The sequence below is a fragment of the Pseudomonas sp. GNP014 genome (genome assembly GCF_054344005.1).
Map to the genome: position 1 here is coordinate 1,493,632 of NZ_JBTGUS010000001.1, position 16,336 is coordinate 1,509,967.

Here is a 16,336-nt window from a genome sequence, read left to right on the forward strand (position 1 = left end):
GCGAACGAAAGAATGTCCGGTGGTCCGGTTCATATACCCTAAGCGTGTATAAATATTAAATAAACTAACTTTTAGGAATATGCATAGAAGGGGTGATGGTCGGATTGGTTAACGGGTTTTCGAGGCTGAGCGATTCTGTGGCAGGGGAGCTTGCTCGCGCTGGGCTGCGAAGCGCCCCTGAAACCTGCACAGCTGTTCCCTTCAGCTAAACCGTCGTGTCGGTTTTGCGATTGCTGCGCAGCCGAGCGGCAGCAAGCGCCCTCGCCGCAAGGGCTGTGTGTTCAGTCTGTGCGCGATTCGGCGACCTTGAGTTCGGGGTTGAGAGGCACCTTCAGGTAAGGATTCACGCAGCCGATCTTTAACGTCCGTGGCGGCGCCCAGCGTGAGTTGTTGCCGACCCGGTCAAGGATGCAATACGTCACATCCAGCCGCAGATCTTCCCCGGCTTCAACGATCACCGCCGGCGGCACCCAGACCTGAATCGGCAGCCCGACATCCGCTGTGGTAATCGGTGCCAGATCCATGCGCACATCCCCCCAGCGCAAGGTGATGGCATCGTCCTCGGCCATGTTCAGGTAAGGCTCGATGGTCAGCGGCACGCCGCGTTTGATCTGATTCGGGTTCACGCCCTGGCGGCGAATGGTGTCGGGGATCGTCACCGGTGCCAGTTGCTGGTTTTCGTCGCCGCACAGCGTCGAAGGCTCGCCGCCCGGGCAGTCGAGCTTGACCTGCACCCGGGTCGGCGCCGACAACGCCGGCCCCTGGCCGACCTGCATTACCCGGTAGTGAATGCGTGCGATGCCATTGGCAATGAAACTCTCCGGCACCCGCAGGCTGACCACGGCACCGACGTCTTCGCCGGTCAGCACCTTCGAGGCGACATAGCATTTGTTCCAGAACAACTCGATCAGATCGCCGCAATCCATGTCGGGGTAGGGCGACACATTGACCAGCAGGTGGGCCGCTGCGGCCAGATTGATGCCGGTTTTTTGCGCTGGCGCCAGAATCGGGGCTGCCAGTTCGGGGGTATGCGAAGTGCGGGTCATCGTTTTCTCTCCTTGAAATCCTGCAGCGAAGTCCGTTTCTGAAAGAACAAAAAAGCGTGAATCAACTGGCAATAAAGCGGTGCGCTTTTGTTCAGTTTGAATACGGGGTTATTTAACTAAGTGAGGCTGATTGGTGACTAGATAAGAACGTGCTGAAGTGGGTGTCAATAGAGTGATTTAGTTAATTCGTGAATTACCGATTATTCAGAAATTTCCTACGCTGACGAATCCCTATGCCTAGGTTCGATAGTGAATATGGCCACAGAATCAAGGAGTTTCTGCCGGTTTTGCCGCAGGTTTATTCGAACGTTGTCCTTCGGCGAAGAATGGCGTGAACGCGAATAATAATGTTTGCAGAACATATAAACAGGCTGCGTATCGCAGGCGGAATTTATAAGATTTTTTGAAGTTGTCGAGGGCGGGGTAAAGGTAACTTCCATCCGTGGAAGTTTAAGAATCATGCGTTGAAAGTTATCAGGCGTGATTGAGGAACTTGCTGAGGAATTGTTGGGTGCGTTGTTCTTTCGGGTTGGCAAACAGCGCTTTGGCTTCACCCTGTTCGACGATCACACCCTTGTCGAAAAACACCACACGGTTGGCCACATCACGGGCGAAGCCCATTTCATGGGTGACAATCACCATGGTGCGTTTCTCCTCGGCAAGGCCGCGGATGGTCGCCAGTACTTCACCGACCAGTTCCGGATCGAGGGCCGAGGTCGGCTCGTCGAACAGGATCACTTCCGGCTCCATCGCCAGCGCCCGGGCAATTGCCACGCGCTGTTGCTGGCCGCCGGACAGACGACGCGGGTAAGCGTCTTCCTTACCGGAGAGACCGACTTTGGCCAGCAGCTTCATGCCCAGGGCAATGGCTTGCTCGCGCGGCATCTTCTTGACCACGATCGGCCCTTCGATGACGTTTTCCAGAGCGGTGCGATGGGGGAACAGGTTGAAGTTCTGGAACACGAAGCCCACGTGCTGGCGCAGAGTGCGCACCAGGCTTTGCTGCTGGCTCAGCGGGCGGCTGGTATCGACTTCGATAGCGCCGACCTTGATCCGGCCGCTGGTGGGTTCCTCAAGGAAGTTCAGGCAGCGCAGAAACGTGGTTTTCCCCGAACCGCTGGGGCCGATGATGGCCACGACTTCGCCTTCCTTGACCTCAAGATCGATGCCCTTGAGCACCTCTTGACCCTTGAACTGCTTTGTCAGTTTTTCTACGACAATCATGGGGTCAGGACTCCTGGTCGTGCCGATTGGCCCGCTCTTCCAGCTTGTTCTGCAGGTGCGACAGCACCGTGGCCAGAATCCAGTAGATCAGCGCGGCGGCAAGATACATGGTGAAGACTTCGAACGTCCGGGCGGTAATCAGCTGCGCCTGACGGAACAGCTCCGGCACCTGAATGGTGGCGGCCAGTGCCGTGTCCTTGACCAGTGAAATAAAGCTGTTGCCCAGCGGCGGCAAGGCCGTGCGCATCGCTTGCGGCAGGATGGCCCGGCGCAGGGTCTGCGCGCGGGTCATGCCGATGCTCGCAGCCGCTTCCCATTGGCCGCGTTCGATCGAACCGATCGCGGCGCGCAGGATTTCACAGGCGTAAGCGGCCATGTTCAGCGAGAAGCCGATCAGGGCCGCCGGCAGCGGATCCAGTTCCAGACCCATTTGCGGCAAGCCGTAATAGATCACGAACAATTGCACCAGCAACGGCGTGCCACGAAAGAACGACACGTAGATGCGGGCAATCCAGCTCACCAGTTTGAAGCGCGACAGGCGCATCAACGCCAGGCCAAAGCCCAGCAGCAAGCCGAAGAACATGCCGCCCAGGCTGAGGATGACTGTGTAGTACGCGCCCTTGAGCAGGAAGGGCGCGGAATCCAGTGCGAGTTGGAAAGCTTCTTCCATTATTTCGTGACGTCAGCGTTGAAGTATTTCTCGGACAGTTTCTTCAGGGTGCCGTCGGCACGCAGATCGTCGAGGGCCTTGTTCACCGCTGCCAGCAGTTCCGGCTCGCCTTTGCGCAGGGCAATGCCGGACTCCTGACGGGAGAAGGCTTCACCTGCGGCGACGGTTTTCGGGGCTTTCTTGGCGTATTCCAGTGCGGCCAGACGGTCGATCAGGATGGCGTCGGTGCGACCGTTGTTCAGGTCGGCGAACTTGGTCGGATCATCGTCATAGGTGCGCACATCAGCGCCCGGCACGTTGGCGCGGACCCACTGTTCATAGTTGGTGCCCAGGCCGACGCCGACTTTTTTGCCTTTCAGGTCGGCGGCGGTCTTGATGTTCAGCGCAGCTTCCTTGTCCTTCAGGACCAATGCCTGAATCCCGGAAACGGTGTACGGCTCGGAGAAGTCATACTTCTTCTTGCGCTCGTCGGAGATGGTCACTTGGTTGACCACTACGTCCAGGCGCTTGGACTCCAGTGCGGCAAGGATGCCGTCCCACTTGGTCGGTTGAATCTTGGCTTTGACGCCCAGCTTCTGCGCCAGTGCCTCGGAGAGTTCGACTTCGAAACCGGAGAGCTTGCCGTTCTCATCGACGAAGCTGAACGGTGGGTAAGTGCCTTCCAGGCCGACGTTGATAACGCCTTTGTCCTTGATCTGCTGCAGCTGTTCACCGGCTGTTGCCTGGCTGATCAGGCCGGCGCTCAGTGCAAGGCCCAGCGAACCTACCAGCAGATTGCGACGTAGTGCGGAAAAATTCATGACAAGCCCCTGTGTTTTCTTATGGAAGACGCTTAAGGAAAGTTGGCGAATTCGTGATTCGAGCGACTGCGGTATCGTGCCCTAAAGCAGCTTATGCGTCTCTGGCGAAATTCGCCTGCGGCGAGACTATATGATGGTTTGTTTAGACTTGAAAATACTTAATCTATAAATTGTTATTCCTTAATCGAATATTGGTTTTGGGGCTTGGCGGCCTCTGGGCCGACCATGTTTTTGGGGTTTGGGTGTATATCCGTTTTTTTGGGGGGGGCGGCTGGCGGTTTCGCCCTTACGGCGACTCACTTTTTTGACAAGCGCCTCAAAAAAGTAAGCAAAAAAAGGCTTGCCCCAGCGTTCGGCCCGCTCGCTAAGGCTCGGGGTTCCTTCGCTCCGGGATCCATCCGGGGGCATCGCCTCCGGTTTGCTTCGCTGCACCTCCTCTCGATGTATGCGGCTTCGCCGCACGGCGCTCCGCGCCTGCCCCCCGGATGAATCCCTCCACTCAGCCTGCCGAAGGGGCCTGAAGATCAAGATCAAGAGCAGGCGAGCTGACACTCGGCCTATTGGGTGGTTCGGTCCTTGTGGGGGGCTTATTTCTTTCGGAGCTGCTGTGGCTGCGATCTTTTGATCTTTCCGTTACAGAAAATCCTTATAGGCAAACAATGCCGGGGCGCCGCCGGTGTGCAGGAATATGATCGGGCCATCGTTGAAACGCTGGCGGCCGATGCCGTCCAGTAAACCGGCCATGGCTTTGCCGGTGTATACCGGGTCGAGCAGCAGGCCTTCCTGGCTTGCCAGCAGCTTCACCGCCGACAAGGTCCCGGCGTTTGGCTCGCCATAACGCGGGCCGAAGTATTCGTCCCACAACTCGACCTTGAAGTTCTCTGGCAATTTCACGCCTAACAGGTCCGCCGTGCGCTCGGCCAGCCCCTGCACTTTCGGGCGTTGATCTTCTTCGCTGCGCGAAACGGTCACGCCGATTACCGGCAGTTGCGGCAGGGCTTCGCTCAATGCCAGCGCCAGCCCGCTATGAGTTCCGGCGCTGCCCGAGGCCAGCACGACGGCGGCGAAATCGAGGCCGGTGTCCTTGATCTGTTCGGCCAGTTCCAGGCCGGCACGCACGTAGCCCAGCGCACCGAGGGCATTGGAGCCGCCGATTGGCACCAGATATGGTTTCTTGCCGTTGCTGCGCAGGCGCACCGCGAGGGCGGCCAGTTGTTCGTCGGCGTTGTCGAGGTTGTCGACCAGCTCGACCTTGGTGTCGAACAGATCCAGCAGCAGGCGATTGCCGTTACCCGTGTAGTTGCCGTCGTCGGTGCCCAGCGGATTTTCCAGCAGGGCCACGCAACCGAGGCCGAGTTTCGCCGCCAGCGCCGCAGTCTGGCGCACGTGGTTCGATTGCAGGGCGCCCGCGGTGATCAGCGTGTCGGCGCCTTGGGCGAGGGCATCGGCGGCGAGGTATTCGAGTTTGCGCAGCTTGTTGCCGCCCATGGCCAGCGGCGTCAAATCATCGCGCTTGATGTACACGTCACGCCCGAGCCAGGCGGACAGGCGTTCGAGTTTTTCCAGTGGGGTCGGTTGACCGAGCAGGTTGAGGCGGTTGAAGCGTTCCAACTGGTGTTTGATCGGTTGTGTGGACATGGTTCCGTACTGGCGGAGGAAGATGACAGGACTATAGGCACGCGGTTTTACCGGGGCAACCGTCAATCGCTTATAGCCAAACGTGCTTAGGCCAGCACTATCGGTTCTTAATTCGTCATCGTGGCCTTGCCGTAAAGTAGTCGCCGTTAACGCGGCCAGACCGTCCGGCCGCCCGTGAGGAGTCTTTACCGTGAGCGAGCGTTCCAGCCATTGGCAACTGCAGACCATCGTCAGCCAACTGCGCAGTGCGCGGGATCAGTGGCGGGCACAAAATGGCCGGGCCTCCGGCGAGCAGGGTGGCCGCGAGTTGCCGTCCCGCGCGGCGATGGCGGAGATTCTCGAGGCGCTGTGTGGCGCATTGTTCCCGATGCGCCTGGGGCCGGTGGATTTGCGTGAGGAGAGTGAAGACTTCTACGTCGGTCACACCCTCGACACGGCGCTGAATGCGCTGTTGGCGCAAGCCCGGCTGGAGTTGCGCTACGTCGCCCGGCACAGCGCGCAGGACGACCGCGACGTGGAGCAGCAGGCAATCCGCATTATTCAGGACTTCGCCCTGGCCTTGCCGGACCTGCGCGCGTTGCTCGACACCGACGTATTGGCGGCCTATCACGGCGACCCGGCGGCGCGCAGCGTCGATGAAGTGCTGCTGTGCTATCCGGGAATTCTGGCGGTGATCCACCATCGTCTGGCGCACCATTTGTATCGCGCCGGGCTGCCGCTGCTGGCGCGGATCAGCGCGGAAATCGCGCATTCAGCGACGGGTATCGACATTCACCCGGGCGCGCAGATTGGCCGCAGCTTCTTCATCGACCACGGCACGGGTGTGGTGATCGGCGAGACCGCGATCATTGGCGAACGCGTGCGGATCTATCAGGCGGTGACCCTCGGCGCCAAGCGCTTCCCGGCAGATGAAGACGGGCAGTTGCAGAAGGGCCATCCACGCCATCCGATTGTCGAGGATGACGTGGTGATTTACGCCGGGGCGACGATTCTCGGGCGGATCACCATTGGCAAGGGCTCGACCATCGGCGGCAACGTCTGGCTGACCCGCAGTGTGCCGGCGGGGTGCAATCTGACCCAGGCCAATCTGCAGCATGATGACGGGACGCAGAAGTAGGCTTCTGGAATTTGCTTCGCGGTTGCTGAGCTCTTCGCGAGCAAGCTCGCTCCCACCATGGAATGCAATTCGAATGTGGGAGCGAGCTTGCTCGCGAATGGTTTTCAGACCGAATCGGGATAATGGCATTCAGCCAATTCTCCAGTGAACGAATCCCCTCAAACCAGCGTCATACCTCTCCTTGAGCTAGCGTAGGAAAACTACCGCTTGGCCGTGCGATTAGTCCTTAGCGCCCTATCCATGGTTAACTTGAACGTTCATTCAAGTTAAACCGGTGGTTCGCTGCCCGCTCACAACAGGAGGCTTGCCTTTGCTGAGTCCGATCATTTCAGCCACGTTTCAACCCCTCGAGGTGCACCGTTCATGAGTGCATCGTCCACCCCCGCCAGCGGTCTGGTACGCATGAATCCGCCGGTGTTCTACTTCGCCGCGACGGTCATTCTGCTGTTTGGTCTCGTTGTCATTGCCATGCCGGAGCAGGCTGGAGCCTGGTTGCTGGCGGCACAAAACTGGGCGGCCAATACGGTCGGCTGGTATTACATGCTCGCGATGACGCTGTATCTGGTCTTCGTGGTGGTCACCGCGTTATCCGGCTACGGCAAGATCAAACTCGGTGCCGACCACGACGAGCCCGAATTCAGTTACCTGTCCTGGGCCGGCATGCTGTTCGCTGCCGGGATCAGCATCACGCTGTTTTTCTTTTGCGTCTCGGAACCGCTGACCCACATGCTGCAACCGCCACAAGGCGAGGCCGGCACCGCCGAAGCGGCGCGGCAGGCGATGCAGATTCTGTTTCTGCACTGGGGCCTGCATGGCTGGGGCGTGTTTGCCTTCGTCGGCATGGCCCTCGCGTATTTTGCCTACCGGCATAACCTGCCGCTGGCGCTGCGCTCGGCGTTGTACCCGCTGATCGGCAAACGCATCAACGGCCCCATCGGCTATGCGGTGGATGGCTTCGGCATCATCGCCACGGTGTTCGGCCTGGGTGCCGACATGGGTTTTGGTGTGCTGCACCTCAACTCCGGACTGGACTACCTGTTCGGCATCGCCCATACCCAGTGGATTCAGGTCGGCCTGATCACACTGATGATGGGCGCGGCGATCATCGTTGCCGTTTCCGGTGTCGATAAAGGCGTGCGGGTCATGTCCGACATCAACATGCTGCTGGCCTGTGCGCTGCTGCTGTTCGTGTTGTTCGCCGGCCCTACCCAGCACCTGCTCAACACCCTGATCCAGAACCTCGGCGATTACCTCGGCGCCTTGCCGATGAAGAGTTTCGACCTCTACGCCTACGACAAGCCAAGCGACTGGCTCGGCGGCTGGACCGTGTTCTACTGGGCCTGGTGGATCGCGTGGTCGCCCTTCGTGGGCCTGTTCATTGCGCGGATTTCCCGTGGCCGGACCATCCGTGAATTCGTCTTCGGCGTGCTGCTGATTCCGCTCGGTTTCACCCTGGCGTGGATGTCGATATTCGGCAACAGCGCGCTGGATCAGGTGCTTAATCACGGCATGAGTGCGCTGGGCATGTCGGCCATCGACAACCCGTCGATGACCCTGTACCTGCTGCTGGAAACCTACCCGTGGAGCAAGACCGTCATCGCCGTGACGGTGTTCATCAGCTTTGTGTTCTTCGTCACTTCGGCCGACTCCGGCACTGTGGTGCTCTCGACCCTGTCGGCCAAGGGTGGTAACCCCGATGAAGACGGGCCGAAATGGCTGCGGGTGTTCTGGGGCGCGATGACGGCGCTGATCACCAGTGCGCTGCTGTTCTCCGGCAGCATTGATGCGCTGAAGTCGGCGGTGGTGCTGACCTCGTTGCCGTTCTCGTTGATCCTGCTGCTGATGATGTGGGGCCTGCACAAGGCGTTCTATCTGGAGTCGCAGAAACAGATCGCACAACTGCATTCGCTGGCGCCGGTGTCCGGTTCGCGGCGTGGCAAGGGTGGCTGGCGTCAGCGCCTGAGCCAGGCTGTGCACTTCCCGTCACGCGACGAGGTGTACCGCTTCATGGACACCACGGTGCGCCCGGCGATTGAGGAGGTGACGGCGGTGTTTGTCGAAAAAGGCCTGAACGTGGTCACTCAGCCAGATCCGGCGCATGACAACGTCAGCCTGGAAATCGGCCATGGCGAGTTGCATCCGTTCATCTATCAAGTGCAGATGCGCGGCTATTTCACCCCGTCGTTTGCGCGCGGTGGCATGGGGTCCAAGCAACTCAACAACCGCCGCTACTACCGCGCTGAAGTGCACCTGAGCGAGGGCAGTCAGGACTATGATCTGGTGGGTTACACCAAGGAGCAGATCATCAACGACATCCTCGACCAGTACGAACGCCACATGCAGTTCCTGCATCTGGTGCGTTGATCGTGAACCGAGCGCCGGGACGTTTTACGACCCGGCGCTCAGCACCATGAACAACACCATCGCCGCCATCGGCACCCCGAACACCGCACTGCCAATCGCTATTTCCGACCCCGGCGACTGCCCGGCATGCACCACCCCCACTGCGCCATTGATCACCGTCAACGCCAGCCACAGCGCGGCGAAGCCGTAGGCCATGGTCTGCCGACTGAAGCCAACACGCTCGCCGATGTAGAGCATCAGGGCGAGCAGGACCAGGCCGAAGAAAATGATGATGGCGGTGTGCATGGCGGGTTCTGCCTGGTAGATGGATATCGCCTGATGGACCTCTATCGCGAGCAGGCTCACTCCTGCAGTGAACGCGGCTGCGCACAAATCCTGTGGCCAACCGCATTCCTTGTAGGAGTGAGCCTGCTCGCGACAGGGCCACCTCGGTGCCCTTTAGAGCATAGCCAATCCAGCCCCCGCCAACTTCATCAGGTGCTCTCGCGCTCGATCACCTTGCACTGCAATAAATTCAGGCGCTGCACATCATCACTCGGCAACACCCCAAGGCTTTCCAATACCCGCGTTGCCGCCAGCACGCCGACTTCCAGTGCCGGCGGTTTGATCGTGCTCAGGCTCGGTAACAGCATCTCGGCGAACGGGTAATCACCGAAGCCGAGTACAGCGCAGTCTTCGGGGATCTTGAGGCCGGCGCGTTGCCCGGCGAGCAGGCCGCCGGCAGCGAGGTTGTCATTGGCGAAAATGATGGCGTCGGGGCGGGGAGCGGCGTTCATCAGTGCCTCCATTGCCTGTTTGCCGGCCTCGAACGGCGCGCGGTCGGCGTCGGGGGCGAATACCCAGGGTTCCAGGCCGGACTCGCGCACGGTGGCGGCGTAACCGTCGCGGCGTTCCAGTGCGCTGAGGTCACCGGGGGCGCTGTTCTGCACGAAGGCAATGCTGCGATAGCCTTTGTCGTGCAGATAACGAGCTGCGCTCACTCCGACTTCAAAATGCGAAAAGCCGATCTGCATCGGTTCGCGATCCGGCTGGTAATCCCAGGTTTCGATCACCGGAATGTCTGCCTCGGCGATCATCTTTTCAGTGCCCGCACTATGGAAGTGACTGGTCAGCACCAACGCCGCCGGCGACCAGCCGAGAAACGCGCGCACTGCGTTTTCTTCCTGTTCGGTGCTGAAGTAACTCGACGCCAGCAACAACTGATAACCATGGCGGCTGAGGGTGTCGCTGAAGCCCTGAATGGTGTTGGCAAAGATCGGCCCGGAGATGTTCGGGATCACCATGCCGACGATTTTCCCCCGCGCTGAAGCCAATCCGCCGGCCACCAGGTTCGGCACATAACCCAACTCGGCAACCACCGCCGCAATCCGTTCGCGGCGCTCGGGCGAGACCGATTCCGGTTGATTGAAATAGCGCGACACGGTGATCGCCGACACACCGGCCTCACGTGCCACTGCATTGAGGGTCACGCGTCCGGCGCCACGGCGTTTGCGGGGCTTTTCCTGGTTCAAGGCTCGATCCTTCTTAAAAACCAAAACGCATATAAAAGTAATTTTTCAGTATTGGACGCTCTATATGTGGCTTGCCAATACTGGCGATGGTAGCGCTAACAAGGCGCACTGTCTGCTACTCGCTCGAGCGAATGCCCAAGACACCGATTCAGGCGCTGTCGTCGCAGAACGGCAGCGGTTCAGGGCTAATTTCGAGCGGGCAACCATGCACAACATTCCTGGGGCGACACACACACTGGCGCGATCTGTTCGCGCTGCAGGCTGGATTTTCACCGGGTTGGCGGCATTGCCGCTGGCCGATGCGCTGGCTGCAGACAGCGATCAAGAGCCAACCCTCAAGTCGGTGACGGTCACCGCCACTCGCCGCGAAGAATCGCTGCAAAAGGTCCCGGTAGCGGTCTCGGTGATCGACGGCGAACAGCTGGAGCGCGATAACCGCAACGGCGTGGCGAGCATCGTCCAGCAAGTGCCGTCGCTGAATTTCCGTACCGGCGCGTCGAACAAGGACACCTCGCTGTTCGTGCGCGGGGTGGGCACGATTTCCACCTCGCCCGGCGTCGAGCCAACGGTGGCCACGGTGATCGACGGCGTGGTCTATGCGCGTCCTGGTCAATCGACCCTTGATCTGCTGGATCTGGAACGCGTCGAAGTGCTACGCGGCCCGCAGGGCACGCTGTTCGGCAAGAATGCCTCGGCCGGCGTGCTCAACATCACCAGCAAGGCGCCGACCAACAAGACCCACGGCTACATCGACCAGTCCTACTACAGCGGCAACGAAAGCCGCACCCGTTTCGGCATTGGCGGCAGCCTGATTCCGGACACGCTCAAAGGCTCGATCAGCACCTTGTTCGGGACTTACGACGGCAACGTCGACAACCAGCACAACGGGCAGGAGGTCAATGGCTACAACCATCGCGGCGTGCGCGGCAAACTCGAGTTCACCCCGAACGATGACGTCACCTTCACCCTGATCGCCGACTACATGCAGGCCCACGACGACGGCCCCAACGGCGTGGTCAGCAAGTCGCTGACCCCGGCGTTCGCCAATGCACTGCGCCCGGTCGAGGCCAGCAATCATAACCGTGACATCAACACCGACACCCGCAGCCACGTCGAGGACACCAACAAAGGCCTGTCCGGCCAGCTCGACTGGCAACTGAGCGATTACACCCTGACGTCGATCACCGCGTGGCGCGGCTGGGACAACACCCAGTATCAGGACGGCGATCGCCTGAGCACGATCACCGCAGCGTTTCCCGGCACTGCCGACAAGGGCGACCTGGCCTTCGATCAGTACTCGCAGGAGTTGCGCCTGGCCTCGCCGAAGGGCGAATTCCTCGAATACGTCGGCGGCCTGTTCTACATGCATGGCAAGGATGACGAGACCTATCAGCGCACACTGACCACCACCACGCGCACCGACCGAGGCGTTGCCGACTACAGCACCACCAGCGACAGCTACGCCGCATTCGGCGAAACCACGCTGAACTTCACTTCCGACTTCCGTGGCATCGCCGGCCTGCGCTACACCCACGATGAGCTGGAATACGCTCACCGCCGCGTCTCCACCTCGGCGACCACGGTCAGCGGCATTCAACCGGCCACCCGCAGTTCAGGTTCGGTGGACGAGGACGGCTGGTCCGGTCGGCTTGGCGTGCAGTACGACCTCAGCGATGCCGTCACCACCTACCTGACCTACTCGCGCGGCTACAAAGGCCCGGCATACAACGTGTTCTTCAACATGCAGCCGCGTGACACCGAGGCACTGAAACCGGAAACCTCCAACACCTGGGAGGCAGGGATCAAAGCCACGAGCTGGAACAACCGGCTGACCACCAACCTCGCCGTGTTCCACAGCGACTACGACAACTACCAGGCGAACTTTTTCGACACCGTTGCCGGGCAAGTGGTGACGCGTCTGATCAACGCCGGCAGTGTCAGCACCGAAGGCGTCGAACTCGATTACGCCTTACAGGCAACCCAGCAGCTGAAGTTCTCCGGGGCACTGGCCTACACCCGCGCGCGCATCGACCAGTTCAGTTGCCCGGCCGGTGCGGCGGCAACTTGCAACGTCAATGGCAAGCCGCTGCCGTTCAGCCCCGACTGGAAAAGTTACGTGCGCGCCGATTACACCATTCCACTGGAAAACGGTCTGGATATCGAACTCGGCACCGACTACAGCTGGCAGAGCGAGGTGCAGTACGACATCAGCCAGAACGCCGACACCAAACAGGGCGCCTACGGCCTCTGGAACGCCAGCGTCGCGTTGGCCGATTACAGCAACGGCTGGCGCGTGGCGCTGCTGGGCAAGAACCTCGCCGACAAGTCCTACTCACCGCTGCTGGCCAGCGGCGGCAGCTACATCTATCGCGCTGTGCCACGGGATGACGAGCGCTACTTCGGCGTGCAACTGCGCAAGGATTTCTGAGATGAGCAGACAGTTGAAACTCGGCGCGTTTCTCATGGCCACCGGGCACCACGTTGCGGCGTGGCGGCACCCGGATGTGCCGGCCAATGCCGGGCTGGATTTCGCTCACTACAAGCGTCTGGCGCAGATTGCCGAGGCGGCCAGATTCGACACGTTGTTCGTTGCCGACAGCGTTGCCGCGCCGACTCAAAACATCGCCAGTCGCATGGCCCGCTCCGATCACTTTGAACCGCTGACACTGCTCTCGGCCCTCAGTGCGGTGACCGAACACATCGGCCTGATCGCCACAGCGACCACCAGCTACAACGAGCCGTACCACGTGGCGCGTAAATTCGCTTCGCTCGATCACCTGTCCGGCGGGCGTGCGGGGTGGAATCTGGTGACCTCGGACAACGCCGCCGAAGCGCTGAACTTCGGGCGTGACGCACACATCGGCCACGCCGAGCGCTACAGCCGCGCGCGGGAATTTCATCAAGTGGTCACCGGGCTTTGGGACAGTTGGGAGGACGACGCCTTTCACCGCGACAAGGCCAGCGGTGAGTATTACGACCCTGCGAAGCTGCATGTGCTGGAGCACGTCGGCGAGCACTTTCGGGTCAAAGGCCCACTGAACGTGGCGCGCTCGCCACAGGGGCAACCGGTGATCGTGCAGGCCGGCTCTTCCGAGACCGGGCGTGAACTGGCGGCACAGACCGCTGAGGTGGTGTTCACCGCGCAGACCTCGCTGGCCGGCGCGCAAGCGTTTTACGCCGACCTCAAAGGCCGCTTGGCGAAGTACGGGCGCAGTGCCGATTCGCTGAAAATCATGCCGGGGGTCTTTGTCGTCGTCGGGCAAACGGAAGCCGAAGCGCAGGAAAAGTGTGAAACGTTTCAGCAATTGGTCGAACCGGAGGTTGGCGTCGCCTTGCTTGGGCGTATGCTGGGCAACTTCGATTTGTCGAAGTACCCGTTGGACGGCCCGCTGCCGGAATTGCCACTGACGGAAAGCGGTCAGCAGAGCCGGCAGAAATTGCTCACTGAACTGGCAGGTCGGGAGAACCTGAGCCTCGCCGAACTCGGTCGCAAAATTGCTGGCGGGCGCGGGCATTACAGCCTGGTGGGCACGCCGGCGCAGATTGCCGACCGCTTGCAGGAATGGTTCGAGCAGGGCGCGGCGGATGGCTTCAATGTGCTGGTGCCGCACCTGCCGGGCGGGCTGGAAGACGTTGCCCATGGCGTGGTTCCGGAACTACAGCGGCGTGGGCTGTTCAGAACCGAGTATGAGGGCCGGACCTTGCGCCAGAACCTGGGCTTGGCCCGACCCGGCAATAGATTTGTGTAGCACCCTTCGCGAGCAAGCTCGTTCCCACATCTGGAATGCATTTACCTGTGGGAGCGAGCTTGCTCGCGAAGAAGTCGACACCCATTCAAGACAGACAAGAGAGGATTCGATGACTTACACCGCTGCCGAAAACCGCTATGACTCCATCCCTTACCGCCGCGTCGGCCGCAGCGGTCTGGTGCTGCCGGCGTTGTCGCTGGGCCTGTGGCACAACTTTGGCGACAGCACGCCGATCGACACCCAGCGCGCCTTGCTGCGCACCGCGTTCGACCTGGGGATCAACCACTTCGACCTCGCCAACAACTACGGCCCGCCGTATGGCAGCGCCGAGATCAATTTCGGGCGCCTGCTGCGTGAAGATTTCAAGCAGTACCGCGACGAGCTGATCATCTCCAGCAAGGCCGGTTGGGACATGTGGCCAGGGCCATATGGTCAGGGCGGCGGTTCGCGCAAATACGTGCTGGCCAGCCTCGATCAGAGCCTGCAGCGCCTGGGCCTGGATTATGTGGATATCTTCTATTCGCACCGTTTCGACCCGGACACCCCGCTGGAAGAAACCGCCAGCGCCCTCGCCACTGCCGTGCAGCAGGGCAAGGCGTTGTACATCGGCATCTCGTCGTACTCCGGGGTGAAAACCCGCGAGATCGCCGCGCTGCTCAAAGAGTGGAAAGTACCGCTTCTGATTCATCAGCCGGCGTACAACCTGCTTAATCGCTGGGTCGAAAAGGATCTGCTCGACACCACCGACGAACTGGGTACTGGCGTGATCGCCTTCACCCCGCCGGCCCAAGGTCTGCTGACCGACAAGTACCTCAACGGCGTGCCGGAAGATGCACGGGTCAATCGGCCGGGTGGTGGTTCGCTGCAGGCCTCGCACTTGTCCGAGGCGAACATCGCGCACGTGCGCGCACTGAACGAGATTGCCAAGCGTCGCGGCCAGAGCCTGGCGCAACTGGCGCTGGCCTGGACCCTGCGTGATCCACGGGTGACCTCGGCGCTGATCGGTGCGAGCCGGCCAGAGCAGATCATCGAGAACGTCGGGGCGTTGAAGAACCTGAGCTTCAGTGCTGAAGAACTGGCGGAGATTGACCGGTTTGCCCAGGAGGGCGGGATCAATCTTTGGGAGAAGCCTTCGACGGCGGAGTGAGTCACCCTCACATCAGCGCTCTCGCAGAGAGAGAGGGCGCCGACCGAGGTGTCTGTAGCCATACATCGACCTGAAAAACTGGTTCGACTATGGATTCAGCAAAGCAATATCAGGTCGGCGTACCTCTAAAGCCCCTCACCCTGACCCTCTCCCTCCGGGAGAGGGTGAGGGGCTTTTGGCTGTTAAAACGGCTCAGCGAAAAAACGGCACATCCCCCAACACCGTCGCCCGCTGCATCACCCGCCGCGGCGGGCGGTAATCGTCTACCGCGTAATGCTGCGTCACGCGGTTGTCCCAGAACGCAATGTCGTCCTTCTGCCAACGCCAGCGAATGGTGAATTCCGGCCGCGTCGCGTGCGCGAACAGGAACTTCAGAATCGCCTCGCTCTCGGTTTCCGACAGCTGGTTGATCTTCGAGGTGAAGCCTTCGTTGACGAACAACGAACGGCGTCCACTCACCGGATGGGTGCGGATCACCGGGTGCGACAGCGGCGGGTTCTTGCGGCGCGCCTCTTCCCACTGCGCCAGCGCTTGCGGCGTGTTGCCGTAGCGCTCCAGCGGAAACGAACGGGTGAAGTCGTGAGTGGCGGTCAGCCCTTCTAGCAGGCTTTTCATCGGCGCCGAGAGTGCTTCGTACGCGGCAATTCCGCTGGCCCACAAGGTGTCGCCGCCAAACGCCGGCAACAGCTTGGCGCTGAGTACCGCGCCCATCGCCGGGGTCGGCAGGAAGGTTACGTCGGTGTGCCAGATCGCGTTGTCGCGCACGTCGGTGACGGCGGTGTCGAGGATCAGCACTTCCGGCTGCTCCGGCACGTTCGGGTAGATCGGATGAATGTGCAGGTCACCGAAGTACGCGGCGAAACGTGCCTGCTGCGGCGGCTCGATCGGCTGGTTGCGGAAGAACAGCACTTGATACTGGAGCAGCGCCTGCTCGATGGCGTCGCGCTGTTCCAGGTTCAACGGCTGGCTGACATCGACGCCGCTGATCTGTGCGCCGAGGGCCGAGCTTAAGGGGGTGATGGTCAGGCTGCTCATGGTCTTACTCTTCGAATTCGGGGGATAGAGCTTTT

General features: G+C 60.7%; 13 protein-coding genes. 5 read left to right on the forward strand and 8 right to left on the reverse strand.

The annotated features are described in order from the left end of the window. Positions 1-281: 281 nt before the first annotated feature. From ACXX9E_RS06825 to ACXX9E_RS06845, 5 genes are all read right to left on the reverse strand, one after another. Positions 282-1,046 carry a hypothetical protein gene (locus tag ACXX9E_RS06825; protein ID WP_128615941.1) on the reverse strand — a complete coding sequence of 255 codons (765 nt, stop codon included), beginning with the start codon at positions 1,044-1,046 and terminating at the stop codon, positions 282-284. Positions 1,047-1,520: 474 nt separating this feature from the next. Then, on the reverse strand, positions 1,521-2,270 hold the full coding sequence (gene tcyN / locus ACXX9E_RS06830) for an L-cystine ABC transporter ATP-binding protein TcyN (protein ID WP_123470521.1): 750 nt from the start codon (positions 2,268-2,270) through the stop codon (positions 1,521-1,523). Positions 2,271-2,274: 4 nt separating this feature from the next. Then, positions 2,275-2,940 carry a cystine ABC transporter permease gene (gene tcyL, locus ACXX9E_RS06835; protein WP_186748049.1) on the reverse strand — a complete coding sequence of 222 codons (666 nt, stop codon included), beginning with the start codon at positions 2,938-2,940 and terminating at the stop codon, positions 2,275-2,277. Further along, the gene (tcyJ, locus tag ACXX9E_RS06840; protein ID WP_186748048.1) at positions 2,940-3,740 is read right to left on the reverse strand and encodes a cystine ABC transporter substrate-binding protein; all 801 of its coding nucleotides are present in this window, start codon (positions 3,738-3,740) and stop codon (positions 2,940-2,942) included. The genes tcyL and tcyJ overlap by 1 nt, the downstream gene beginning before the upstream one ends. 633 nt (positions 3,741-4,373) lie before the next feature. Further along, positions 4,374-5,378 (reverse strand): D-cysteine desulfhydrase, encoded by a 1,005-nt coding sequence (locus tag ACXX9E_RS06845; RefSeq protein WP_186748047.1) that lies wholly within the window; start codon positions 5,376-5,378, stop codon positions 4,374-4,376. A 190-nt stretch (positions 5,379-5,568) separates the two neighbouring features. Here ACXX9E_RS06845 and epsC point away from each other — a divergent pair, with 190 nt between their 5' ends. Both epsC and betT read left to right on the forward strand, forming a co-directional pair. Next, a complete protein-coding gene (gene epsC, locus ACXX9E_RS06850; protein ID WP_123470529.1) occupies positions 5,569-6,495 on the forward strand; it encodes a serine O-acetyltransferase EpsC in 927 nt (308 codons plus the stop codon). A gap of 402 nt (positions 6,496-6,897) precedes the next feature. Then, positions 6,898-8,859: a choline transporter BetT gene (gene betT, locus ACXX9E_RS06855; protein WP_177490504.1), complete on the forward strand. Its 1,962-nt coding sequence runs from the start codon at positions 6,898-6,900 to the stop codon at positions 8,857-8,859. A 24-nt stretch (positions 8,860-8,883) separates the two neighbouring features. Here the strand turns inward: betT and ACXX9E_RS06860 are convergent, their stop codons facing one another. Beyond that, positions 8,884-9,144: a hypothetical protein gene (locus ACXX9E_RS06860; RefSeq protein ID WP_123470533.1), complete on the reverse strand. Its 261-nt coding sequence runs from the start codon at positions 9,142-9,144 to the stop codon at positions 8,884-8,886. Between the two features lie 188 nt (positions 9,145-9,332). Continuing rightward, positions 9,333-10,370, reverse strand: coding sequence for a LacI family DNA-binding transcriptional regulator (locus ACXX9E_RS06865; RefSeq protein WP_458555209.1), 1,038 nt, complete (start codon positions 10,368-10,370; stop codon positions 9,333-9,335). Positions 10,371-10,575: 205 nt separating this feature from the next. Between ACXX9E_RS06865 and ACXX9E_RS06870 the strand changes: the two genes are divergently transcribed. From ACXX9E_RS06870 to mgrA, 3 genes are all read left to right on the forward strand, one after another. Beyond that, entirely contained in the window at positions 10,576-12,798 is a 2,223-nt protein-coding gene (locus tag ACXX9E_RS06870) for a TonB-dependent receptor (protein ID WP_458555210.1), read from the forward strand. Position 12,799: 1 nt separating this feature from the next. Further along, positions 12,800-14,119, forward strand: a complete 1,320-nt coding sequence (locus ACXX9E_RS06875) for an LLM class flavin-dependent oxidoreductase (RefSeq protein ID WP_458555211.1) — start codon at positions 12,800-12,802, stop codon at positions 14,117-14,119. Between the two features lie 109 nt (positions 14,120-14,228). Next, positions 14,229-15,266, forward strand: coding sequence for an L-glyceraldehyde 3-phosphate reductase (mgrA, locus tag ACXX9E_RS06880; protein WP_458555212.1), 1,038 nt, complete (start codon positions 14,229-14,231; stop codon positions 15,264-15,266). A 192-nt stretch (positions 15,267-15,458) separates the two neighbouring features. Here the strand turns inward: mgrA and tauD are convergent, their stop codons facing one another. Then, positions 15,459-16,301: a taurine dioxygenase gene (gene tauD / locus ACXX9E_RS06885; protein ID WP_458555213.1), complete on the reverse strand. Its 843-nt coding sequence runs from the start codon at positions 16,299-16,301 to the stop codon at positions 15,459-15,461. Positions 16,302-16,336: the final 35 nt, after the last annotated feature.